The 24,032-nt window shown below is 58.9% G+C and carries 19 protein-coding genes and 1 tRNA gene; 16 read left to right on the top strand and 4 right to left on the bottom strand.

What is annotated here, in order from left to right:
* Window positions 1–168: 168 nt before the first annotated feature.
* On the top strand, window positions 169–537 hold the full coding sequence (locus ACI2KA_RS01015; protein ID WP_404498401.1) for an MliC family protein: 369 nt from the start codon (window positions 169–171) through the stop codon (window positions 535–537).
* A 466-nt stretch (window positions 538–1,003) separates the two neighbouring features.
* Here the strand turns inward: ACI2KA_RS01015 and ACI2KA_RS01010 are convergent, their stop codons facing one another.
* Window positions 1,004–1,636, bottom strand: coding sequence for a TerC family protein (locus ACI2KA_RS01010; protein WP_404498399.1), 633 nt, complete (start codon window positions 1,634–1,636; stop codon window positions 1,004–1,006).
* Between the two features lie 405 nt (window positions 1,637–2,041).
* On the opposite strand from ACI2KA_RS01010, the gene tuf (ACI2KA_RS01005) reads away from it, so the two are divergent.
* The 11 genes from tuf (ACI2KA_RS01005) to rpoC all read left to right on the top strand — a co-directional run bounded on the left by tuf (ACI2KA_RS01005) (window position 2,042) and on the right by rpoC (window position 16,948).
* Window positions 2,042–3,217 carry an elongation factor Tu gene (gene tuf / locus ACI2KA_RS01005; RefSeq protein WP_063948570.1) on the top strand — a complete coding sequence of 392 codons (1,176 nt, stop codon included), beginning with the start codon at window positions 2,042–2,044 and terminating at the stop codon, window positions 3,215–3,217.
* Between the two features lie 331 nt (window positions 3,218–3,548).
* Window positions 3,549–4,352 carry a glycosyltransferase family 2 protein gene (locus ACI2KA_RS01000; protein ID WP_404498397.1) on the top strand — a complete coding sequence of 268 codons (804 nt, stop codon included), beginning with the start codon at window positions 3,549–3,551 and terminating at the stop codon, window positions 4,350–4,352.
* A 201-nt stretch (window positions 4,353–4,553) separates the two neighbouring features.
* Window positions 4,554–4,629 (top strand) — tRNA-Trp (locus ACI2KA_RS00995).
* Window positions 4,630–4,812: 183 nt separating this feature from the next.
* On the top strand, window positions 4,813–5,013 hold the full coding sequence (gene secE / locus ACI2KA_RS00990; protein WP_003523719.1) for a preprotein translocase subunit SecE: 201 nt from the start codon (window positions 4,813–4,815) through the stop codon (window positions 5,011–5,013).
* A 32-nt stretch (window positions 5,014–5,045) separates the two neighbouring features.
* Entirely contained in the window at window positions 5,046–5,576 is a 531-nt protein-coding gene (gene nusG / locus ACI2KA_RS00985) for a transcription termination/antitermination protein NusG (protein WP_065113670.1), read from the top strand.
* 145 nt (window positions 5,577–5,721) lie between these two features.
* Entirely contained in the window at window positions 5,722–6,153 is a 432-nt protein-coding gene (gene rplK / locus ACI2KA_RS00980; protein WP_404498396.1) for a 50S ribosomal protein L11, read from the top strand.
* A gap of 2 nt (window positions 6,154–6,155) precedes the next feature.
* On the top strand, window positions 6,156–6,851 hold the full coding sequence (rplA, locus tag ACI2KA_RS00975; protein WP_003507704.1) for a 50S ribosomal protein L1: 696 nt from the start codon (window positions 6,156–6,158) through the stop codon (window positions 6,849–6,851).
* A gap of 354 nt (window positions 6,852–7,205) precedes the next feature.
* Window positions 7,206–7,724, top strand: a complete 519-nt coding sequence (rplJ, locus tag ACI2KA_RS00970; protein ID WP_004442637.1) for a 50S ribosomal protein L10 — start codon at window positions 7,206–7,208, stop codon at window positions 7,722–7,724.
* A 59-nt stretch (window positions 7,725–7,783) separates the two neighbouring features.
* Window positions 7,784–8,161 (top strand): 50S ribosomal protein L7/L12, encoded by a 378-nt coding sequence (gene rplL, locus ACI2KA_RS00965; protein ID WP_404498394.1) that lies wholly within the window; start codon window positions 7,784–7,786, stop codon window positions 8,159–8,161.
* Window positions 8,162–8,423: 262 nt separating this feature from the next.
* Window positions 8,424–12,560, top strand: coding sequence for a DNA-directed RNA polymerase subunit beta (rpoB, locus tag ACI2KA_RS00960; RefSeq protein WP_404498392.1), 4,137 nt, complete (start codon window positions 8,424–8,426; stop codon window positions 12,558–12,560).
* Window positions 12,561–12,739: 179 nt separating this feature from the next.
* The gene (gene rpoC / locus ACI2KA_RS00955; protein WP_404498390.1) at window positions 12,740–16,948 is read left to right on the top strand and encodes a DNA-directed RNA polymerase subunit beta'; all 4,209 of its coding nucleotides are present in this window, start codon (window positions 12,740–12,742) and stop codon (window positions 16,946–16,948) included.
* A gap of 172 nt (window positions 16,949–17,120) precedes the next feature.
* Here the strand turns inward: rpoC and ACI2KA_RS00950 are convergent, their stop codons facing one another.
* From ACI2KA_RS00950 to ACI2KA_RS00940, 3 genes are all read right to left on the bottom strand, one after another.
* Window positions 17,121–18,206 carry a helix-turn-helix transcriptional regulator gene (locus tag ACI2KA_RS00950; RefSeq protein WP_404498388.1) on the bottom strand — a complete coding sequence of 362 codons (1,086 nt, stop codon included), beginning with the start codon at window positions 18,204–18,206 and terminating at the stop codon, window positions 17,121–17,123.
* Between the two features lie 98 nt (window positions 18,207–18,304).
* Window positions 18,305–18,655 (bottom strand): VOC family protein, encoded by a 351-nt coding sequence (locus tag ACI2KA_RS00945; protein ID WP_404498386.1) that lies wholly within the window; start codon window positions 18,653–18,655, stop codon window positions 18,305–18,307.
* Between the two features lie 14 nt (window positions 18,656–18,669).
* The gene (locus ACI2KA_RS00940) at window positions 18,670–18,963 is read right to left on the bottom strand and encodes a transcriptional regulator (protein WP_404498384.1); all 294 of its coding nucleotides are present in this window, start codon (window positions 18,961–18,963) and stop codon (window positions 18,670–18,672) included.
* Window positions 18,964–19,490: 527 nt separating this feature from the next.
* Between ACI2KA_RS00940 and rpsL the strand changes: the two genes are divergently transcribed.
* The 4 genes from rpsL (at window position 19,491) to tuf (ACI2KA_RS00920) (ending at window position 23,784) form a co-directional block, all read left to right on the top strand.
* Window positions 19,491–19,862, top strand: coding sequence for a 30S ribosomal protein S12 (gene rpsL / locus ACI2KA_RS00935; protein WP_003507760.1), 372 nt, complete (start codon window positions 19,491–19,493; stop codon window positions 19,860–19,862).
* A 76-nt stretch (window positions 19,863–19,938) separates the two neighbouring features.
* Window positions 19,939–20,409: a 30S ribosomal protein S7 gene (rpsG, locus tag ACI2KA_RS00930; RefSeq protein WP_003507761.1), complete on the top strand. Its 471-nt coding sequence runs from the start codon at window positions 19,939–19,941 to the stop codon at window positions 20,407–20,409.
* 34 nt (window positions 20,410–20,443) lie between these two features.
* Window positions 20,444–22,543 (top strand): elongation factor G, encoded by a 2,100-nt coding sequence (fusA, locus tag ACI2KA_RS00925; RefSeq protein WP_404498382.1) that lies wholly within the window; start codon window positions 20,444–20,446, stop codon window positions 22,541–22,543.
* A 65-nt stretch (window positions 22,544–22,608) separates the two neighbouring features.
* A complete protein-coding gene (tuf, locus tag ACI2KA_RS00920) occupies window positions 22,609–23,784 on the top strand; it encodes an elongation factor Tu (RefSeq protein WP_063948570.1) in 1,176 nt (391 codons plus the stop codon).
* Window positions 23,785–24,032: the final 248 nt, after the last annotated feature.

The following is a 24,032-nucleotide window of genomic DNA, read 5'->3' as shown; positions in this document are numbered from 1 at the left end:
ATATCATTGGTGATGTGGACCGTGATTCTTGGCGCGGTTTATTGGCTGTTGCGTTAGCGGCTGCCTCGCCTGCGTGACGATTCCATTAAATTTCATGGCCTGGGCGGCCGCCTCGATCCGGCTTTGCCGGCATGTGTTATGGTCGGCCCAGATCAGGAAAGGCCGATCATGAAAAAATCCCTCGTCGCCCTATGTCTTGCCGGCATGTCCGCGCCGTTCGCTTCCGCCGCTCTGGCCGGGGATCTGGTGATTCCGCTTCCCAAGGGCACCACGGTTGAAAAGACGAAGGTTGTCTATCGATGCGCCGACGAGACGGTGGAGGCCCTTTATCTCAATGCCGGCGATATCAGCCTGGTGCGGCTCAGGCTGAAGGATGGCGTCGTCATTGCCGCAAACGTCATGTCGGGCTCGGGCGCCAAATATCAGGGTGGCGTTCATGTCTGGTGGTCGAAGGGCGACAAAGCCGATCTCTATGACCTGATGGCGGACCCGGATATGAAGCAGCCGGTTCATTGTGTCGAAGTCAAGAAATCCTGAGCGCCCGTATTTGCCCCTCAGGGGGACGGCGGCAGGGCGGTTGCGAAAACCTTGCCATGCCGCCGGTCAGCGTCAGATTGCGCGCGCGGGGCGTTCAACCGAGAACGAGCGACGCGAGAAGCGCCACCAGGATGAGAGAGCTGGCGACGACACCAAGCTTTACCCGGCGAAGGCGACGGGTGCGCCCGCCGCTCCAGTCATAAGCCATTGGCAGCTTTACCTTTCTTTTTATTGTTATGACTTATCACTAGCTCCCTAGGCTTGCCCGTGGCTGACCTCAATTGCCAGAAACCATGGGCGAAGAATCGCGATTTCCCTCTATTGTCTCGATGTTGCAGCTCTTTTGGCGATCGATTCCCCTGTGCGCGAAGCCGCGCCGGATGCCGGAGCGGGATAGCCGCATGTTATGAAAAAGGCCCGGAAACGGGCGTTTCCGGGCCTTCCAAAAAGCGGGCTGCAGGCGGTTTCAGGCCAGATAGGCCTGGATATAGGGCAGGACTTCCACCGTGCCGTGATACAGCATGTTGAGCGCCACATAGATGATGACCATCAGGCCGAGATAGGAAATCCAGCGATAGCGGTGCAGCAGCTTGGCGACGAAGTTGGCGGCGAGCCCCATCAGGGCAATCGAAACGACGAGCCCGATGACCAGAACCGTGACATGTTCCTGGGCGGCGCCGGCGACCGCGAGCACATTGTCGAGCGACATGGAAACGTCGGCGATGACGATCTGGGTCGCGGCCTGGAAGAAAGTCTTGTGCCCCTTGGTCAGGTCGGCCTCTTCGTCCGTCACCTCGTCTTCGATCGAGCCTGCCGTCTCGCGCAGTTCGGACCACATCTTCCAGCACACCCAGGCGAGCAGCAGGCCGCCGAACAATTGCAGGCCGACAATGGCAAGAAGCTGTACGGTGACGGCGGCAAAGCCGATGCGCAGGACCGTGGCGGCGATGATGCCGACGAGGATCGCCTGGCGGCGGAGATGCGCCGGCAGGCCGGCAGCGGCAAGGCCGATGACGATGGCATTGTCGCCGGCGAGAACGAGGTCGATGGCGATGACCTGCAAGAATGCCGTGAAACCGGCGGCTGTGAAGATTTCCATGGGAAGGTCCTGAAACGGATGGAGACGTTGCAGGGGAAAAGCGGCAGATGGAGATATGGCACGGGATGGCGCCCCCGCGCCGGGTTCCAATCGCCCGTCTTCCCCCCGGCGATGAAATGTCCTTAAGCCATCATGGCGGTGCAGGTAAAGAAGTTGTGATGGAAATACGTTAATTCGTGATTGGAAGTAGTGGAAGAAGAAACTCCGGCCGCCGCCGCGACGTCACGCTCCGGAGGGTTTAAATCTCGAAAACCATACCCCATATAGGCGCCTCGGGGCACGCTTGAAGCGCGCGCGAAGGCGCTTTCACAATTAAGTCTTGCGCATTCGCTTACAAAGCCTTAAACGGCGACACCAAACCGGTTCGCCGGGAAAACTACTTCACGTTCACAGGAAGCAATTCACATGGCAAAGAGCAAGTTTGAGCGCAATAAGCCGCACGTCAACATTGGCACGATCGGTCACGTTGACCACGGCAAGACGTCGCTGACGGCAGCAATCACGAAGTTCTTCGGCGAGTTCAAGGCGTATGACCAAATCGACGCCGCTCCGGAAGAGAAGGCGCGTGGTATCACGATCTCGACGGCGCACGTTGAATATGAGACGGCGAACCGTCACTATGCGCACGTTGACTGCCCCGGCCACGCCGACTACGTGAAGAACATGATCACCGGCGCTGCACAGATGGACGGCGCGATCCTGGTTTGCTCGGCTGCCGACGGCCCGATGCCGCAGACGCGCGAGCACATCCTGCTTGCCCGTCAGGTTGGCGTTCCGGCGATCGTCGTGTTCCTCAACAAGGTCGACCAGGTTGACGACGCCGAGCTTCTCGAGCTTGTCGAACTGGAAGTGCGCGAGCTTCTGTCGTCCTACGACTTCCCGGGCGACGACATTCCGATCGTCAAGGGTTCGGCGCTGGCCGCTCTTGAAGACTCTGACAAGAAGATCGGCGAAGACGCGATCCGCGAGCTGATGGCTCAGGTCGACGCCTACATCCCGACGCCTGAGCGTCCGATCGACCAGCCGTTCCTGATGCCGATCGAAGACGTGTTCTCGATCTCGGGCCGTGGTACGGTTGTGACGGGTCGCGTTGAGCGCGGTATCGTCAAGGTTGGTGAAGAAGTCGAGATCGTCGGCATTCGTCCGACGTCGAAGACGACGGTTACCGGCGTTGAAATGTTCCGCAAGCTGCTCGACCAGGGCCAGGCTGGCGACAACATCGGTGCACTGGTTCGCGGTGTTAACCGTGACGGCGTCGAGCGTGGTCAGATCCTGTGCAAGCCGGGTTCTGTGAAGCCGCACAAGAAGTTCAAGGCAGAAGCCTACATCCTGACGAAGGAAGAGGGCGGCCGTCATACGCCGTTCTTCACGAACTACCGTCCGCAGTTCTACTTCCGCACGACGGACGTGACGGGCATCGTGACGCTTCCGGAAGGCACGGAAATGGTTATGCCTGGCGACAACGTAACGGTTGACGTCGAGCTGATCGTTCCGATCGCGATGGAAGAAAAGCTGCGCTTCGCGATCCGCGAAGGCGGCCGTACCGTCGGCGCCGGCATCGTTGCTTCGATCGTCGAGTAATTTATGACCGGCATATGCCGGTTGCCAAAAAATCAAAAAGGCGGCGGTGCCAAAAGCACCGCCGCCTTTATTTTTTGTTTTATTTTAAGCCTGGTGTTGAATTTAATCTTGCATGGCATAATGTATCTTCAATATTTATGATTCATTATTAGCTTATTTCGATATATAGTCCGGTATTTTAGATGTAAGTTTAAAAACTATTCTTAATTTATATATGAATTTATTTCAATTTCCTTTGGGGTTGGGCGGTCCAGTCACGCAAGTGCTCTGAATTGTTTTTGGCAGCGCGTGTCACGCGGCTGATCCCTCTGCTCGCGTCTATTGGATGAAAATGTCTGATCTCACGGTTGTTTTAACCAGTTGCAGGCGGCCGGACTTGCTTGTCGAAACACTCGGCAGCTTTTTCGCGACAAATGATTATCCCTTGCACGAATTCATCATCATAGAGGATTCCGACGACGCCTCTGTGCTGGGTGTCCCCTCGCTTTATCCCGAGCAGCCGATTCGGATCATTCTGAACGGCCGGAATCTGGGTCAGCATCGTTCGATCGATGTGGCCTACTCGCAGGTGCAGACACCGTTCATTCTGCATCTGGAGGATGACTGGGTTTTTCCCGTGGCGGGAATGGTCGGAAGGGGCGTTGAAATCCTCAGGCGGGACGCCGGGATATTTCTGGTGCAGCTGCGGACCGATGCCGATCTGCCGGCCACTATTCGACGCCGTTCAAGGATGGAGCTTGGGACAGGCTATTGGCGCATTCCTCCGACTGCGCATCGCGTCTGGCACAGTTTTACGTTTAATCCCACCGTGAAGCGCTTAGCCGACTATCGCAAGCTGCCGCATGGCTACGCCGGTTTCCCCACGGAGGCTGCCATAAGTCTCCATTACAAGGAGAATGGCGATATCATGGCCTGGCTCGAGGGTACGGGGGTCCGTCATTCGGGCTGTGGTCGCAGCAATTATGGGCGCAAGGGTGAGCGTGGTCTTGCCGGGTTCGCCAAGAAGCTCAAGCGTTTCTTTTCCGTGGCGACCCTGCAAAAGTGGCAGCGCTCCTTTGGCCGTCAGGTCGCGCATGCAAGGCGTCTTTGCCGGGCGTGGCTCGCCAGCATGCGCAGCCGTTCGACGGAGCAGTAGCAGGGCGGGGCGCGCCATGGCCGCATACCGGCGCAACAGGTGCCTGTCCGGACGTGCACAATTCGGCGCGGCGGTGGAGATGGTATTCCCGGCAAAGTTTTTGGGAAGCGCATAAAAAGCGCTTGCCATTCTTTTCCCTGCGCCTTAAAGGAGCGCATACCGAATTGGCCAAGCGATTTCGCGGCCGCTTCAGGTGCTTAAAGGGGTATAGCTCAGTTGGTAGAGCGGCGGTCTCCAAAACCGCAGGTCGGGGGTTCGAGCCCCTCTGCCCCTGCCACTTTCCATTCGCAAGCGCGGTTTTCGCTGCATGGCAGATGGGGCCGGTTTTCCGGCGAATTTCGCCGAATGTCGATTTCCTCTTGTTAAAAGTGGAATCGGTGTTTATGTAGGGTCAAAACAGACACGCGGTGCGTGGGGCTGATTAGTTCGGCTTTACGCGCCGTAATTGCGTGGGCAGTCAATGGCATCCAAAACCAATCCGTTTACGTTTCTGCAGCAGGTTCGCGCCGAAGCGTCAAAAATCACTTGGCCGTCGCGCCGCGAGACCATGATTTCGACGGCTATGGTGCTGGTGATGGTCATTTTTGCGGCTCTGTTCTTCTTTGCTGCGGATCAGCTCATCGGCTGGCTGCTCAGCCTCGTGCTGAACGTAGGCCGATAAAGGCCCGTCGAAGGATTGAACGGAGAATAAAAATGGCAGCGCGCTGGTATATCGTTCACGCATATTCGAATTTCGAAAAGAAGGTCGCCGAGTCGATCGAGGAGAAGGCCCGCCAGAAGGGTCTTGATCATCTTTTCGAGAAAATCCTCGTGCCGACCGAAAAGGTGGTCGAGGTGCGTCGCGGCCGCAAGGTCGATAGCGAGCGCAAGTTCTTTCCGGGTTACGTGCTGGTGCGCGCCAACCTGACGGATGAGGCCTATCACCTCATCAAGAACACGCCGAAGGTGACCGGTTTCCTCGGTTCGGACAGCAAGCCTGTTCCGATCCCGGATTATGAGGCCGACCGTATCCTCGGTCAGGTTCAGGAAGGTGTCGAGCGTCCGAAGTCTTCGGTTTCGTTCGAGATCGGCGAGCAGGTTCGTGTTTCCGACGGTCCGTTCGCGTCGTTCAACGGCGTGGTGCAGGATGTCGACGAAGAACGTTCGCGCCTGAAGGTGGAAGTTTCGATTTTCGGCCGCGCTACGCCGGTCGAGCTGGAATACAATCAGGTCGAAAAGGTCTGATTGGAGGGGCGAAGCCCCCAAGCGCGTGGAAGGCTAACTGGCTCTTTAAGCCGGGGCAGGGCGCCGCACCACGCAACCGCAGCCGCCGGAGCGATCCGGCTTAAGAGAAGCCGGGTAACCGGTTTGAATTGAAAGGCAGAGAGATATGGCTAAGAAAGTTGCAGGCCAGCTCAAGCTGCAGGTAAAGGCCGGGGCGGCCAATCCGTCCCCGCCGATCGGCCCTGCACTTGGTCAGCGTGGCATTAACATCATGGAATTCTGCAAGGCGTTCAATGCCGCCACGCAGGAAATGGAAAAGGGTATGCCGATTCCGGTCGTCATCACCTATTACCAGGACAAGTCCTTCACCTTCGTCATGAAGCAGCCGCCGGTGACCTACTTCCTCAAGAAGGAAGCAAAGATCCAGTCGGGCTCGAAGACTCCGGGCAAGGGCGCCAAGGCCGGCTCCATCACCAAGGCTCAGGTCAAGACGATCGCCGAAGCCAAGATGAAGGATCTGAACGCGGCCGACATCGAAGGCGCAATGGCGATGGTTGAGGGCTCCGCCCGCGCCATGGGCCTGGAAGTGGTAGGTTGATCATGGCCAAGGTAGCAAAGCGCATTCAGAAGATCCGCGAAGGTGTGGATCCCAACAAGCTTTACGTTCTCACCGACGCCATTTCGATGGTCAAGGAACGTGCTGTCGCCAAGTTCGACGAAACCGTTGAAGTTTCGATGAACCTCGGCGTTGACCCGCGCCATGCGGACCAGATGGTTCGTGGCGTCGTCAACCTGCCGAACGGCACCGGCCGTGACGTTCGCGTCGCCGTCTTCGCCCGTGGCGCCAAGGCTGACGAAGCCACGGCTGCCGGCGCTGACGTTGTTGGCGCGGAAGAACTGGTTGAAATCGTTCAGGGCGGCAAGATCGACTTCGATCGCTGCATCGCGACCCCGGACATGATGCCGCTCGTCGGCCGTCTCGGCAAGGTACTCGGCCCGCGTGGCATGATGCCGAACCCGAAGGTCGGTACGGTGACGATGGATGTTGCCGGTGCTGTCAAGGCGTCCAAGGGCGGCGCTGTCGAGTTCCGCGTCGAAAAGGCCGGTATCGTACACGCTGGCGTTGGCAAGGCCTCGTTCGACGCCAAGGCTCTTGAGGAAAACATCAAGGCTTTCGCCGATGCCGTCATCAAGGCAAAGCCGGCTGGTGCCAAGGGCAACTACGTCAAGCGCGTCGCGATTTCCTCGACCATGGGTCCGGGCGTCAAGATCGACCCTTCGTCGGTCACGGCTTAATCAATTCTCGCGCTTCGTCATGAGGCGTGAATAAAAGAATTTCCGGCTCCCAGGGAGCCGGAGATTTCCGGGGAAACCCGGAACTCCTGTCCGAGATTGCGGGTGGCTATGTCTTTCGGGGCCTGGCCTTAATCATTTAGCCTGCATGAGACGGGTGAGGCTGGATTTGAGGCATCTTTCGATGCCTGACTGTCCGGTTCGAACCTGGTGTGCCTGTGCCTGAAGCCATTTGCGGCGACAGAGCGGGGGACAGGATCCTCGAGCGTCGCTCGGGATCTTTGTAAAAAGGTCCCTTGGGGCAAAGGCAAACCCGACGGGTTCACATGTTGTGTTCCCGTCTACTGGAGACAGACAGTGGAAAGAGCGGAAAAACGCGAATTCGTCACGGAGCTGAACGAAGTCTTCAAGGCTTCCGGTTCGGTTGTCGTGGCCCACTATGCTGGTGTCACCGTTGCGCAGATGAACGACTTCCGTTCGAAGATGCGCGCTGCCGGAGGCACCGTCAAGGTCGCGAAGAACCGCCTGGCCAAGATCGCTCTTCAGGGTACGGAGTCGGAAGGGATGACCAATCTCTTCAAGGGACAGACGCTGATTGCATACAGCACTGACCCGATGATCGCTCCGAAAGTCGTCATGGATTTCGCCAAGACCAACGACAAGGTCGTTGTTTTGGGCGGCGCCATGGGCGCAACCACGCTCAACGCCGAAGCAGTCAAGTCGCTTGCGACCCTGCCTTCGCTGGACGAGCTGCGTGCGAAGCTGCTGGGCCTTCTCAATGCCCCGGCAACCCGCGTCGCAACGGTTGTGGCAGCACCGGCAAGCCAGCTTGCCCGCGTGTTCTCGGCTTACGCCAAGAAGGACGAAGCCGCTTAAGGCGGTTTTTCGCTGTAAATATTCAAACTGGTTCGAACTGAACAAAAGGAACTATCAAAATGGCTGATCTCGCAAAGATCGTAGAAGACCTCTCCTCGCTGACCGTTCTGGAAGCTGCAGAACTGTCCAAGCTTCTCGAAGAAAAGTGGGGCGTTTCCGCTGCTGCTCCGGTAGCTGTTGCTGCTGCTGGCGGTGCTGGCGTTGCTGCTGCTGTTGAAGAAGAAAAGACTGAATTCGACGTGATCCTGGTTGACGCTGGCGCCAACAAGATCAACGTCATCAAGGAAGTCCGCGCTATCACCGGCCTCGGCCTCAAGGAAGCCAAGGATCTCGTTGAAGGCGCTCCGAAGGCTGTCAAGGAAGCCGTTTCCAAGGCTGAAGCTGCCGACCTCAAGAAGAAGCTTGAGGAAGCTGGCGCCAAGGTTGACGTTAAGTAATCTGGCGATTGCTGGCGGGAAGGGGCTTCATGCCCCTTTCCGTCGTTATCGTTTTTAAAACCTATTACCCAAAAGCCGCTTGAAAACGGCTTTTGGGTAATGGGTTCTTCAAGAGAATGGTTCCGAACCGGCTCATCTAGGCAATCCGGCCTGATCGATCCGGGATGTGGAACGAGATTGATGATACCCATTGCTTGACGGGATCGACTGGCCATCGGTTCCCGTCCGTTGCAGGCCCGGATGCAATTTTAAAGGAGCGACGATGGCTCAGACCCTTTCGTTTAACGGTCGCAGGCGCGTACGCAAGTTTTTCGGCAAAATTCCAGAAGTAGCGGAAATGCCGAACCTCATCGAGGTTCAGAAGGCTTCGTACGACCAGTTTCTCATGGTTGACGAGCCCAAGGGTGGCCGTCCCGACGAGGGATTGAATGCCGTATTCAAGTCCGTATTCCCGATCACTGATTTTTCCGGCGCCTCCATGCTCGAATTCGTATCCTACGAATTCGAAGCGCCGAAGTTCGACGTCGAGGAATGCCGTCAGCGCGACCTGACCTATGCCGCGCCGCTGAAGGTGACGCTGCGCCTCATCGTGTTCGATATCGATGAGGATACGGGCGCCAAGTCCATCAAGGACATCAAGGAACAGTCCGTCTACATGGGCGACATGCCGCTCATGACCAATAACGGCACGTTCATCGTCAACGGCACCGAGCGCGTCATCGTTTCGCAGATGCACCGTTCGCCGGGCGTGTTCTTCGACCATGACAAGGGCAAGAGCCATTCTTCCGGCAAGCTGCTCTTCGCTGCCCGCGTCATCCCCTATCGCGGTTCCTGGCTCGACATCGAATTCGACGCCAAGGACATCGTCTATGCGCGTATCGACCGTCGCCGCAAGCTGCCGGTAACGTCGCTGCTGATGGCGCTCGGCATGGATGGCGAAGACATTCTGTCGACTTTCTATACGAAGTCGTCCTATGAGCGCGACGGCGATGGCTGGCGCATTCCCTTCCAGCCTGAAACGCTGAAGGGCGCCAAGGTCATCACCGACATGATCGACGCCGATACCGGCGAAGTCGTGGTCGAAGGCGGCAAGAAGCTGACCCCGCGCCTGATCCGCCAGCTGACGGAGAAGGGCCTCAAGGCGCTGAAGGCGACCGACGAAGACCTTTACGGCAACTATCTCGCCGAAGACATCGTCAACTACGAGACGGGTGAAATCTATCTCGAAGCCGGCGACGAAATCGACGAGAAGACCCTCGGTCTCATCCTGCAGTCCGGCTTCGACGAGATCCCGGTTCTCAACATCGACCACGTCAATGTTGGCGCCTATATCCGCAACACGCTGTCCGCAGACAAGAACGAGAACCGCCAGGAAGCCCTGTTCGACATCTATCGCGTCATGCGTCCGGGCGAGCCGCCGACCATGGAATCGGCGGAAGCGATGTTCAACTCGCTGTTCTTCGATGCGGAGCGTTACGACCTGTCGGCCGTCGGCCGCGTCAAGATGAACATGCGCCTCGACCTCGACGCGGAAGACACCGTGCGCACGCTGCGCAAGGAAGACATCCTCGCCGTCGTCAAGATGCTGGTCGAGCTGCGTGACGGCAAGGGCGAGATCGACGACATCGACAACCTCGGCAACCGCCGTGTCCGTTCGGTCGGCGAGCTGATGGAAAACCAGTATCGCCTCGGCCTTCTGCGCATGGAACGTGCGATCAAGGAACGTATGTCCTCGATCGAAATCGACACCGTGATGCCGCAGGACCTGATCAATGCGAAGCCGGCAGCCGCCGCCGTTCGCGAATTCTTCGGTTCCTCGCAGCTGTCGCAGTTCATGGACCAGGTGAACCCGCTTTCGGAAATCACCCACAAGCGCCGTCTTTCGGCTCTTGGACCGGGCGGTCTGACCCGCGAGCGCGCCGGCTTCGAAGTCCGCGACGTTCATCCGACCCATTACGGCCGTATTTGCCCGATCGAAACGCCGGAAGGCCCGAACATCGGTCTGATCAACTCGCTCGCAACCTTCGCCCGCGTCAACAAGTACGGCTTCATCGAAAGCCCGTACCGCAAGATCGTCGACGGCAAGGTCACCAACGACGTGATCTACCTCTCCGCCATGGAAGAGGCGAAGTATTACGTTGCGCAGGCCAACGCGCCGCTCAATGAAGACGGTTCTTTCTCGGAAGAATTCGTCGTCTGCCGTCACTCGGGCGAAGTCATGCTCGCACCGCGTGACAACATCAACCTGATGGACGTTTCGCCGAAGCAGCTGGTTTCGGTCGCAGCGGCTCTCATTCCGTTCCTGGAAAACGACGACGCCAACCGTGCTCTCATGGGCTCGAACATGCAGCGTCAGGCCGTTCCGCTTCTGCGGGCGGAAGCGCCGTTCGTCGGCACGGGCATGGAACCGATCGTTGCACGTGACTCCGGCGCTGCCATTGCAGCCCGTCGTGGCGGCGTCGTCGATCAGGTCGACGCGACCCGTATCGTTATCCGCGCCACGGAAGATCTCGATGCCGGCAAGTCCGGTGTTGACATCTACCGTCTGCAGAAGTTCCAGCGTTCGAACCAGAACACCTGCGTCAACCAGCGTCCGCTGGTTTCCGTCGGCGACATCATCTCCAAGGGTGACATCATCGCGGACGGTCCGTCGACCGACCTCGGTGACCTGGCGCTCGGCCGCAACGCGCTCGTCGCGTTCATGCCCTGGAACGGCTACAACTACGAAGACTCGATCCTGATGTCGGAACGTATCGTTTCCGACGACGTGTTCACCTCCATCCACATCGAAGAATTCGAAGTGATGGCGCGTGACACGAAGCTTGGTCCGGAAGAAATCACGCGCGACATTCCGAACGTTTCGGAAGAAGCGCTGAAGAACCTCGACGAAGCCGGTATCGTTTACATCGGTGCGGAAGTTCAGCCGGGCGACATCCTCGTCGGCAAGATCACGCCGAAGGGCGAAAGCCCGATGACGCCGGAAGAAAAGCTTCTGCGCGCCATCTTCGGTGAAAAGGCCTCCGACGTTCGCGACACCTCCATGCGCATGCCTCCGGGCACGTTCGGTACGGTCGTGGAAGTCCGCGTCTTCAACCGTCACGGTGTGGAGAAGGACGAGCGCGCGATGGCGATCGAGCGCGAAGAGATCGAGCGCTTGGCGAAGGACCGCGACGACGAGCAGGCGATCCTCGACCGTAACGTCTACGGCCGTCTGATCGACATGCTGCGTGGCCACGTTTCCATCGCCGGTCCGAAGGGCTTCAAGAAGGGCGTCGAGCTCTCCAACGCCGTCGTCTCCGAATATCCCCGCTCGCAGTGGTGGATGTTCGCCGTCGAAGACGAAAAGGCCCAGTCGGAACTGGAAGCGCTTCGCGGCCAGTACGACGAATCCAAGTCGCGCCTCGAACAGCGCTTCATGGACAAGGTCGAAAAGGTCCAGCGCGGCGACGAAATGCCTCCGGGCGTCATGAAGATGGTCAAGGTCTTTGTCGCTGTGAAGCGCAAGATCCAGCCGGGCGACAAGATGGCCGGCCGTCACGGTAACAAGGGCGTCGTCTCGCGTATCGTTCCGGTCGAGGACATGCCGTTCCTCGAAGACGGCACGCATGTCGACATCTGCTTGAATCCGCTCGGCGTGCCTTCGCGCATGAACGTCGGCCAGATCCTCGAAACCCACCTCGCATGGGCATGCGCAGGCATGGGCAAGAAGATCGGCGAGATGCTCGAAGAGTATCGCAAGACGATGGACATCAGCGAGCTTCGCACCGAGCTCACCGAAATCTATGCGAGTGAATCGCATGACGAGGTGCAGCGCTTCGATGACGAATCGCTGGTCAAGCTCGCCGAAGAAGCCAAGCGCGGTGTTTCCATCGCGACCCCGGTCTTCGACGGTGCGCATGAACCCGACGTCGCCGCGATGCTGAAGAAGGCAGGTCTGCATGAATCCGGTCAGTCCGTCCTTTATGACGGCCGTACCGGCGAGCCGTTCGACCGCAAGGTCACCGTCGGCTACATGTACATGATTAAGCTGAACCACCTTGTCGACGACAAGATCCACGCTCGCTCGATCGGTCCTTACTCGCTCGTTACCCAGCAGCCGCTGGGCGGCAAGGCGCAGTTCGGCGGACAGCGCTTCGGGGAAATGGAAGTCTGGGCTCTGGAAGCATACGGCGCGGCCTACACGCTGCAGGAAATGCTCACCGTCAAGTCGGACGACGTGGCGGGCCGCACCAAGGTTTACGAAGCGATCGTCCGCGGCGACGACACCTTCGAAGCCGGTATTCCGGAGAGCTTCAACGTTCTCGTCAAGGAAATGCGGTCGCTCGGTCTTTCGGTGGAACTGGAAAACTCGAAGATCGAGAACCAGTCCGAAGACCAGCTGCCCGACGCGGCGGAATAAAATGAGAGAGGCGGGCGCCTGCCGGGCGCCTGCCGGTTCCCCGCCAGCTTCGGGTTGACGAGGGACACTTTCGCCGCATTGTGCGGTTAATCCGTATTTAAAGCTCTGGACGGCGACCCGGGAAGAAGCCGGTCCAGATGCAAACAGGGGCAGCAGCTAGCCTCTCAAGGAGACAAGGCATGAACCAAGAGGTCATGAATCTTTTCAATCCTCAGGTGCCTGCGCAGCATTTCGATTCCATCCGGATTTCGATCGCTTCGCCGGAAAAAATCCTGTCGTGGTCCTACGGCGAGATCAAGAAGCCGGAAACCATCAACTACCGTACGTTCAAGCCGGAACGCGACGGTCTGTTCTGCGCGCGCATCTTCGGACCGATCAAGGACTATGAGTGCCTGTGCGGCAAGTACAAGCGCATGAAGTACAAGGGCATCATCTGCGAAAAGTGCGGCGTCGAAGTCACGCTGTCGCGCGTTCGCCGTGAGCGCATGGGCCATATCGAGCTCGCAGCGCCGGTTGCCCATATCTGGTTCCTGAAGTCGCTTCCCTCGCGTATCTCGACCCTGCTCGACATGACGCTGAAGGATGTAGAACGCGTTCTCTATTTCGAGAACTACATCGTCACCGAGCCCGGCCTCACTTCGCTGAAGCAGAACCAGCTTCTGTCCGAAGAAGAGTACATGATCGCCGTCGACGAATTCGGCGAAGACCAGTTCACCGCCATGATCGGCGCTGAAGCCATCTACGAGATGCTGGCTTCGATGAACCTCGAAAAGATCGCCGGCGACCTGCGTGCCGAACTTGCTGAGACCACCTCTGATCTCAAGCAGAAGAAGCTGATGAAGCGCCTGAAGATCGTCGAGAACTTCATGGAGAGCGGCAACCGTCCGGAATGGATGATCATGAAGGTCGTTCCGGTCATTCCGCCGGACCTGCGTCCGCTGGTTCCGCTGGATGGCGGCCGTTTTGCGACGTCCGACCTCAACGATCTCTATCGCCGCGTCATCAACCGTAACAACCGTCTGAAGCGCTTGATCGAGCTTCGCGCGCCTGGCATCATCATCCGCAACGAAAAGCGTATGTTGCAGGAATCCGTCGATGCGCTGTTCGACAACGGCCGTCGCGGCCGCGTCATCACGGGTGCCAACAAGCGTCCGCTGAAGTCGCTCTCCGACATGCTGAAGGGCAAGCAGGGCCGCTTCCGCCAGAACCTGCTCGGCAAGCGCGTCGACTATTCCGGCCGTTCGGTCATCGTGACCGGTCCGGAACTGAAGCTGCACCAGTGCGGCCTGCCGAAGAAGATGGCGCTCGAGCTGTTCAAGCCGTTCATCTACGCGCGTCTCGACGCCAAGGGTTACTCCTCTACCGTCAAGCAGGCCAAGAAGCTGGTTGAAAAGGAAAAGCCGGAAGTCTGGGATATCCTCGACGAGGTCATCCGCGAGCATCCGGTTCTGCTGAACCGTGCGCCGACGCTGCACCGTCTGGGTATCCAGGCTTTCGAACCCATGCTGGTCGAAGGCAAGGCCATCCAGCTGCATCCGCTCGTCTGCACGGCCTTCAACGCCGACTTCGACGGCGACCAGATGGCTGTTCACGTGCCGCTTTCGCTGGAAGCCCAGCTGGAAGCACGCGTGCTGATGATGTCGACCAACAACATCCTGCATCCGGCGAACGGTCACCCGATCATCGTTCCGTCGCAGGACATGGTTCTCGGCCTCTATTACCTGTCGATCATGAACCAGAACGAGCCGGGCGAAGGCATGGCCTTCTCCGACATCGGCGAACTGCATCACGCGCTTGAAAACAAGGTCGTGACGCTGCATGCCAAGATCCGCGGCCGCTTCAAGACCGTGGATGCCGATGGCAAGCCGGTTTCGAAGATCCATGAAACGACCCCGGGCCGTATGCTCATCGGCGAACTTCTGCCGAAGAACGTCAACGTGCCTTTCGACGTCTGCAACCAGGAAATGACCAAGAAGAACATCTCCAAGATGATCGACACGGTCTACCGTCATTGCGGCCAGAAAGACACGGTCATCTTCTGCGACCGCATCATGCAGCTCGGCTTTGCCCATGCCTGCCGCGCCGGCATTTCGTTCGGCAAGGACGACATGGTCATTCCGGACAGCAAGGTGAAGATCGTCGGCGACACCGAAGCTCTCGTGAAGGAATACGAACAGCAGTACAATGACGGCCTCATCACCCAGGGCGAAAAGTACAACAAGGTTGTCGACGCCTGGGGCAAGGCGACCGAAAAGGTCGCCGAAGAGATGATGGCACGCATCAAGGCTGTCGAGTTCGATCCGGAAACGGGCCGCCAGAAGCCGATGAACTCCATCTACATGATGTCGCACTCGGGCGCTCGTGGCTCACCGAACCAGATGCGTCAGCTGGGTGGCATGCGCGGCCTGATGGCCAAGCCGTCGGGTGAAATCATCGAGACGCCGATCATCTCGAACTTCAAGGAAGGCCTGACCGTTAACGAGTACTTCAACTCGACCCACGGTGCCCGTAAGGGTCTCGCAGACACCGCCTTGAAGACCGCGAACTCGGGTTACCTGACCCGTCGTCTCGTCGACGTCGCGCAGGATTGCATCGTCAATTCCACCGATTGCGGCACCGACAAGGGCCTCACCATGACCGCCATCGTCGATGCCGGTCAGGTCGTTGCCTCGCTCGGCGCGCGTATCCTCGGCCGTACGGCTCTGGATGATATCGACAATCCGGTCACTGGCGAAAACATCGTCAAGGCTGGAACGCTGATCGACGAAGCCGACGTTGCCACCATCGAGAAGGCCGGCATCCAGTCCGTCCGCATCCGCTCGGCGCTTACCTGCGAAGTGCAGATCGGCGTCTGCGGCGTCTGCTACGGTCGTGACCTTGCACGCGGTACGCCTGTCAACATGGGCGAAGCCGTTGGCGTCATCGCCGCACAGTCGATCGGTGAACCGGGCACGCAGCTCACCATGCGTACCTTCCACCTTGGCGGTACGGCGAACGTGGTCGACCAGTCGTTCCTCGAAGCTTCGTATGAAGGCACGATCCAGATCAAGAACCGCAACATCCTGCGGAACTCCGAAGGCGTTCTCATCGCCATGGGCCGTAACATGTCCGTTACGATCCTGGATGAGCGTGGCGCGGAACGTTCCACGCAGCGTGTCGCCTACGGTTCGAAGATCTTCGTCGACGATGGCGACAAGGTTAAGCGCGGTCAGCGTCTTGCGGAGTGGGACCCCTACACCCGTCCGATGATGACGGAAGTGGAAGGCACCGTTCACTTCGAGGACCTCGTCGACGGCCTCTCCGTTCTGGAAGCCACCGACGAATCCACCGGCATCACCAAGCGCCAGGTCATTGACTGGCGTTCGACGCCGCGCGGTTCGGACCTCAAGCCCGCAATCGTCATCAAGGACGCTTCCGGCGCTGTTGCGAAGCTTGCCCGTGGTGGCGAAGCCCGCTTCCAGCTGTCCGTGGATGCGATCCTGTCGGTCGAGCCGGGTTCCAAGGTTTCCCAGGGTGACGTGCTTGCGCGTTCGCCGCTGGAAAGCGCCAAGACCAAGGACATCACCGGTGGTCTGCCTCGCGTTGCCGAACTGTTCGAAGCCCGCCGTCCGAAGGACCACGCCATCATCGCAGAGATCGATGGTACGATCCGGCTGGGCCGCGACTACAAGAACAAGCGTCGCGTGATGATCGAGCCTGCGGAAGACGGCGTCGAGCCGGTCGAATACCTGATCCCGAAGGGCAAGCCCTTCCATCTTCAGGAAGGCGACTATATCGAGAAGGGCGAATACATTCTCGACGGCAACCCGGCGCCGCACGACATTCTGGCGATCAAGGGCGTGGAGGCTCTGGCTTCCTACCTCGTGAACGAAATCCAGGAAGTCTACCGTCTGCAGGGCGTTGTGATCAACGACAAGCACATCGAGGTGATCGTTCGCCAGATGCTGCAGAAGGTCGAGATCACCGATGCGGGCGACAGCCAGTACATCGTTGGCGACAACGTCGATCGCATCGAGCTCGACGACAACAACGACCGCCTGATCGAAGAAGGCAAGAAGCCTGCCTATGGCGAGCCGGTTCTGCTCGGCATCACCAAGGCTTCGCTGCAGACGCCGTCCTTCATCTCGGCTGCATCCTTCCAGGAGACCACCAAGGTTCTCACGGAAGCCGCGATCGCCGGCAAGACGGACACGTTGCAGGGCCTCAAGGAAAACGTCATCGTCGGCCGTCTCATCCCGGCCGGCACCGGCGGTACCATGACGCAGATCCGCCGCATCGCCACCTCGCGCGACGACCTCATCCTCGAGGAACGCCGCAAGGGTACGGGCGCCGGTTCGGCGAACCAGATGCTGCAGGACATGACGGATCAGGCCCCGGCGGCCGAATAAGGCCAAGGCAAGATCAGGGCAGGGGCTTTGCGAAGCCCCGCCGAAGTTCAGTCGAAACGCCCGGAGCAATCCGGGCGTTTTCGTTTGCGCGGGCTTAGAGCCGGCCCCCGGGCGAGGCGGCCTGGCTGCCGCTTGGCCTGGGGGAGGGCCGTTCCCCGGGCGTGTCGCGGTGTCAGCGTCCGTCGCGGATGTTGTAGCGCGTCAGAACCGAAAGCCGGCGAACGAGATCGGTCTGGCCGGTACTGCCGGTCTTGGCATAGATCGACTTGGCGTTGCTGCGGACGGTTTCATGGGAAATCTGCAATTGCCTGGCCACGGCGGGAAGCGAAAGCCCCTTCATGATTTCCAGAGCGACGCGGGCTTCGCCTCTGGTGAGGTCGTAAAGCCCCTTCAACAGTGAACTCGCATCGGCAATGGTGCCCATTGGCTGCGAAATCAGCACGATGGCGCAGCCGTTCGGGGACAGGTCCAGCGCGTTCCGGCGCAGCGGTATGACGTGCAGGATGCAGGCGCCGTCCTCGCCGGCCGGAAGCGGAAAGGAGCCGACAGTATCGCCGGCAAGCGCCTTGTAGAGCAGGCGGTTTACCCTTTCGTCGGAGATGACGATCCTGTCGCGGGCGCGGGTGGAAATCTGTTTCTGGAGAGACAGAAACAGATCGTTGGCGGAAAGAACGCGCCCGCTTGCCTGAAGCACCGCCGCCGGAGCGCCGACGGCGCTGAGGCCGAGCGTCATCGCATCGGCCTTCTGCCGCTGGAGCCGGGTCGCAAGGGTGAGGCTGCGGGCTATATGCGGCCTCAGCCGGCCGAGCGCCGCCATGGTCTCGTGGCCGATGACGCCGCTATCCAGCTTGCGTTCGAAAAGCACCGTCATTTCCGGATGGTCCGGCGGCGCGATCTGCGTCGCCGCGCCATATCCCAACCCGCGCGGCATCAGGAAGTCGCGCACGATCGGCAACCCGGCCCATTCATCATGGGTAAAAACATCGAAATCCTGCACGAATGAAAACTGTCCTTCGCGGATTGCGCGGGTGAGACGGTCGTTGCGGTGGTTCCAGCCGCCTTCCATGAAAGCCTGCATCAGCTCCTGCAAATTGGGAGTGAACAGCCAGGCCTCCTCGTCACCCTTGCCCCAGGTGAGCGCGCCACCCCAGAAATCGAGCCGGTTGCCGATCGTCGCCATGACCTTCGCCCAGCGGTCGGGGAAAAGCGCCGCCTCGTAAATGTCATCGATAATGTCTGTCGACGATATAGTGTTCAAATCGCCACCGGAATTCTGATTCCGGATTATTTAAACCAATATTACTGAGTCTTTCAATGGTTTGTGAGAACAATACTATTATATCTAAAGTATATAATCTATAAGTGACTTAATATGTTGATCAGGCTGCCGAAGGGATCCCGCAGAAACAGCCGGCGCACGCCCCAGGTCTCGATGGCGGGGCCGTATTCGATCGGCAGCCCCGCGCTCAGGATTCTGGCGTGAACCTCGTCAAAATCGTCGACTTCGATGGAAAGGGCCGGCACGGGCGTGCCGGAACCGCCCTCACACGCGAAGGCGAGCTGTGCCCTGGCTTCGAGAGGGCTCGCATAGGTGACGATAAAGCCATGATCCATGGCGATGGTCATGCCGAGGATATCGCCATAAAAAGCCGCCGCCCGGGCAGGGTCGGGCGTGGCGATATTAGCGACGACACGTCTTACCGCCATGGCTGCGGCGCCTCTCAGGCGAAGCGGATGATGGCGACTTCGCCTTCCAGCGCGCCCTGATAGGCGGAGGCGTGCGGCTCTTCATCCGGAATCTCGGTCAGCATGCCGATCTGGTCGAGGTCCGCCTCGATGAAGCCTTCTTCGGAAAGCGCATTCAGCGTCTCGCGCACGGCGGTATCGTCGTCGGGCGCACGGAGGATGACGTGGATGTCGATGCCTTCCGAATTGTCGGTCTCGTAGGCCTTGCCGATGACGATGAAGACCATCGGCTCGTCGCGTCCATTATCGTTGTCGGGAAGGTTGCTCATGGCGCGGTTCCTTGATCTTTCGTTGCTATGTGCACGCTCGACCGGAATCGGCCCCGCGTGCGGCGCGCCAGGTTCTGGCCGCTTGAGGGAATCAATAGACGGATTTTATGAAAAGCCAAAGGGCGCAGGTCAAAATCGCTGTTGCCGGCGGCGACTTATGTTAGAAGGAGCCGGAAATGGCGTTTGCGGTGGCGCCGCCGCCGCCGCTGCCCCTGCAAAATGCGGATTCGCCCTTGACGAAAGCTGGCTAAAACAGTAGTACGCCCGCCATCGGAGCCTCTGTGGGTGCTGGCCGTTCGGAAAGCTTTTTCCCGAACATCATCTCAAACGGGTCTCCATTGCACGTAGAAGACACGAATGTTGCACGCAAGACGCCTCATCCGGTGTCCTCTGCTCTTGGTGGTCCATCCGTGAAAGCGGATCGGGCCACGTTTTGCGCATGAGGATAGTTGCGTGCATCGTCGCCGGCAACGGCATAGCCGCCACCCGAGAGGGTGGCTAAAGTAGTTTTTGCAAGGGATGGTTATATGCCTACCGTAAACCAGCTGATCCGCAAGCCTCGCCAGGCACAGGTAAAGCGCAACAAGGTTCCTGCTCTTCAGGAAAACCCGCAGAAGCGTGGTGTTTGCACCCGCGTTTACACCACGACCCCGAAGAAGCCGAACTCGGCTCTGCGTAAGGTCGCCAAGATCCGCCTCACCAACGGCTTCGAAGTCATCGGCTACATTCCGGGCGAAGGTCACAACCTTCAGGAACACTCCGTCGTCATGATCCGCGGCGGCCGCGTAAAGGACTTGCCGGGCGTTCGTTACCACATCATCCGCGGTGTTCTCGATACCCAGGGCGTCAAGAACCGCAAGCAGCGCCGCTCCAAGTACGGTGCGAAGCGTCCGAAGTAATTCGGTTTAACAAATTCCGGCGCTGCGCGAGGTTCTCCGCGTGGTAAAGCGTCAATAACATTGAGAGACAAAGAATATGTCCCGTCGCCATAGTGCAGAAAAGCGTGAGATCAACCCGGATCCGAAGTTCGGCGATCTGGTCGTCACCAAGTTCATGAACGCCATCATGCTTCACGGCAAGAAGTCGGTCGCAGAAAGCATCGTTTACGGCGCGTTCGACGTCGTTCAGGGCAAGACGAAGCAGGAGCCGCTCGGCGTGTTCCACTCCGCCCTCGATAACGTTGCTCCGCACGTTGAAGTGCGTTCGCGCCGCGTTGGTGGTGCCACGTATCAGGTTCCGGTCGACGTTCGTCCCGAGCGCCGTCAGGCGCTGGCCATCCGCTGGCTGATCACCGCTGCGCGCAAGCGCAACGAAACGACCATGGTCGATCGCCTTTCCGGCGAACTCATGGACGCTGCGAACAACCGCGGTTCTGCCGTCAAGAAGCGCGAAGACACGCACAAGATGGCCGACGCCAACCGCGCATTCTCGCATTACCGCTGGTAATCTTAACCGGTCGCATATCGAAAGGCAGTCCATTATGGCTCGCGAATATAAAATCGAAGACTACCGCAATTTCGGTATCATGGCGCATATCGACGCCGGCAAGACGACGACCACCGAGCGTATTCTTTATTACACCGGTAAGTCGCACAAGATCGGCGAAGTTCATGATGGCGCTGCCACGATGGACTGGATGGAGCAGGAGCAGGAGCGTGGTATCACCATCACCTCCGCAGCCACCACGACCTTCTGGAAGGGTCGCGACGGCAAGATGCGCCGCTTCAACATCATCGACACCCCCGGCCACGTCGACTTCACCATTGAAGTCGAGCGTTCGCTGCGCGTTCTCGACGGCGCCATCGCGCTGCTCGACGCCAACGCCGGTGTCGAGCCGCAGACGGAAACCGTCTGGCGTCAGGCTGAGAAGTATCATGTTCCGCGCATGATCTTCTGCAACAAGATGGACAAGACCGGCGCTGACTTCTACCGCTCGGTGGAAATGATCAAGACCCGTCTCGGCGCCATCGCCGTTGTCATGCAGCTGCCGATCGGCGCTGAGACCGAGTTCAAGGGCGTTATCGACCTGATCGAGATGAACGCACTCATCTGGCGCGACGAATCGCTCGGCGCCCAGTGGGACGTCGTCGAGATTCCGGAAGACATGAAGGCCAAGGCTGACGAATATCGCGAAAAGCTGATCGAGACCGTTGTCGAGATCGACGAAGAAGCGATGGAAGACTACCTGAACGGCATCATGCCCGACAACGACAAGATCCGTGCGCTCGTTCGCCGCGGCACCATCGACGTGAAGTTCCACCCGATGTTCTGCGGTACCGCGTTCAAGAACAAGGGCGTTCAGCCGCTTCTCGACGCTGTTGTCGATTACCTGCCGTCTCCGCTGGACATTCCGGCGATCAAGGGCATCGACTTCAAGACCGAAGCTGAAATCGAGCGTCATGCCGACGACAGCGAGCCGCTTTCCATGCTCGCGTTCAAGATCATGAACGACCCCTTCGTTGGTTCGCTCACCTTCGCACGCATCTATTCGGGCAAGCTCGAAAAGGGTACGTCGGTCATCAACACGGTCAAGGACAAGCGCGAGCGCGTCGGCCGCATGCTGCAGATGCATTCCAACAGCCGTGAAGACATCGAAGAAGCCTTTGCCGGCGACATCGTTGCTCTGGCTGGCCTCAAGGAAACCACCACTGGCGATACGCTCTGCGATCCGCTGAAGCCGGTTATCCTCGAGCGCATGGAATTCCCCGAGCCGGTCATCCAGATCGCGATCGAGCCGAAGACCAAGGGCGACCAGGAAAAGATGGGCCTCGCGCTCAACCGTCTGGCTGCTGAAGATCCTTCGTTCCGCGTCAAGACCGACGATGAATCCGGTCAGACGATCATTGCCGGCATGGGCGAACTTCACCTCGACATTCTCGTTGACCGTATGCGTCGCGAGTTCAAGGTTGAAGCGACCGTCGGTGCTCCGCAGGTTGCCTACCGCGAAACCATCACGCGTCAGCACGAAGAAGACTACACGCACAAGAAGCAGTCCGGTGGTACCGGTCAGTTCGCTCGTGTGAAGATCATCTTCGAACCGAACCCCGAAGGCGAAGACTTCAAGTTCGAATCGAAGATCGTCGGCGGTGCTGTTCCGAAGGAATACATCCCGGGCGTTCAGAAGGGCATCGAAAGCGTTCTGTCTTCCGGTCCGCTGGCTGGCTTCCCGATGCTCGGCGTCAAGGCGACGCTCATCGACGGTGCGTTCCACGATGTCGACTCGTCGGTTCTCGCCTTCGAAATCGCGTCGCGTGCCTGCTTCCGTGAAGCCGCGAAGAAGGCTGGTGCACAGCTTCTCGAGCCGATGATGAAGGTCGAAGTCGTAACGCCGGAAGATTATGTCGGCGACGTTATCGGCGACCTGAACTCCCGTCGTGGTCAGATCCAGGGCCAGGAAAGCCGTGGTATCGCCGTTGTCATCAACGCGCATGTTCCGCTCGCGAACATGTTCAAGTACGTCGACAACCTGCGCTCCATGTCGCAGGGCCGCGCTCAGTACTCGATGACGTTCGACCACTATTCGCCGGTTCCGTCGAACGTGGCGCAGGAAATCCAGGCAAAGTACTCCGGTCAGAAGTGATCGGGGTACGCCCCACCGAATTTTGAAGATTATTCCCGTCAAGGGACAAGAATGGAGAGCCACTAATGGCAAAGAGCAAGTTTGAGCGCAATAAGCCGCACGTCAACATTGGCACGATCGGTCACGTTGACCACGGCAAGACGTCGCTGACGGCAGCAATCACGAAGTTCTTCGGCGAGTTCAAGGCGTATGACCAAATCGACGCCGCTCCGGAAGAGAAGGCGCGTGGTATCACGATCTCGACGGCGCACGTTGAATATGAGACGGCGAACCGTCACTATGCGCACGTTGACTGCCCCGGCCACGCCGACTACGTGAAGAACATGATCACCGGCGCTGCACAGATGGACGGCGCGATCCTGGTTTGCTCGGCTGCCGACGGCCCGATGCCGCAGACGCGCGAGCACATCCTGCTTGCCCGTCAGGTTGGCGTTCCGGCGATCGTCGTGTTCCTCAACAAGGTCGACCAGGTTGACGACGCCGAGCTTCTCGAGCTTGTCGAACTGGAAGTGCGCGAGCTTCTGTCGTCCTACGACTTCCCGGGCGACGACATTCCGATCGTCAAGGGTTCGGCGCTGGCCGCTCTTGAAGACTCTGACAAGAAGATCGGCGAAGACGCGATCCGCGAGCTGATGGCTCAGGTCGACGCCTACATCCCGACGCCTGAGCGTCCGATCGACCAGCCGTTCCTGATGCCGATCGAAGACGTGTTCTCGATCTCGGGCCGTGGTACGGTTGTGACGGGTCGCGTTGAGCGCGGTATCGTCAAGGTTGGTGAAGAAGTCGAGATCGTCGGCATTCGTCCGACGTCGAAGACGACGGTTACCGGCGTTGAAATGTTCCGCAAGCTGCTCGACCAGGGCCAGGCTGGCGACAACATCGGTGCACTGGTTCGCGGTGTTAACCGTGACGGCGTCGAGCGTGGTCAGATCCTGTGCAAGCCGGGTTCTGTGAAGCCGCACAAGAAGTTCAAGGCAGAAGCCTACATCCTGACGAAGGAAGAGGGCGGCCGTCATACGCCGTTCTTCACGAACTACCGTCCGCAGTTCTACTTCCGCACGACGGACGTGACGGGCATCGTGACGCTTCCGGAAGGCACGGAAATGGTTATGCCTGGCGACAACGTAACGGTTGACGTCGAGCTGATCGTTCCGATCGCGATGGAAGAAAAGCTGCGCTTCGCGATCCGCGAAGGCGGCCGTACCGTCGGCGCCGGCATCGTTGCTTCGATCGTCGAGTAATATCGACCGTTGAAATTCTGGCTGGCGGCGGTGTGAACAACACCGCCGCCGGACTTTTAGCAAAAAGCCTGGCGGCGTTGCATTTTTAGTGCTTGAAAAATTCGGTGAAAGCGCGTAAACGCGCACTCACATTCACCGCTGGATTCGCAAGCGATTGCGGAACGCGGTGTTTTTAGCAATACAGACTACCGAAATGATTGGGATGCGACGCGCATCTCTCTCGATTTTTGAAAATCTGCGGCGCCACG

The sequence above is a fragment of the Agrobacterium sp. NPDC089420 genome, from assembly GCF_044900305.1.
Classification (GTDB): Bacteria; Pseudomonadota; Alphaproteobacteria; order Rhizobiales; family Rhizobiaceae; genus Agrobacterium.
Note: the sequence above shows the minus strand (reverse complement) of the source record. Positions and strands in the feature narration are given on the sequence as shown.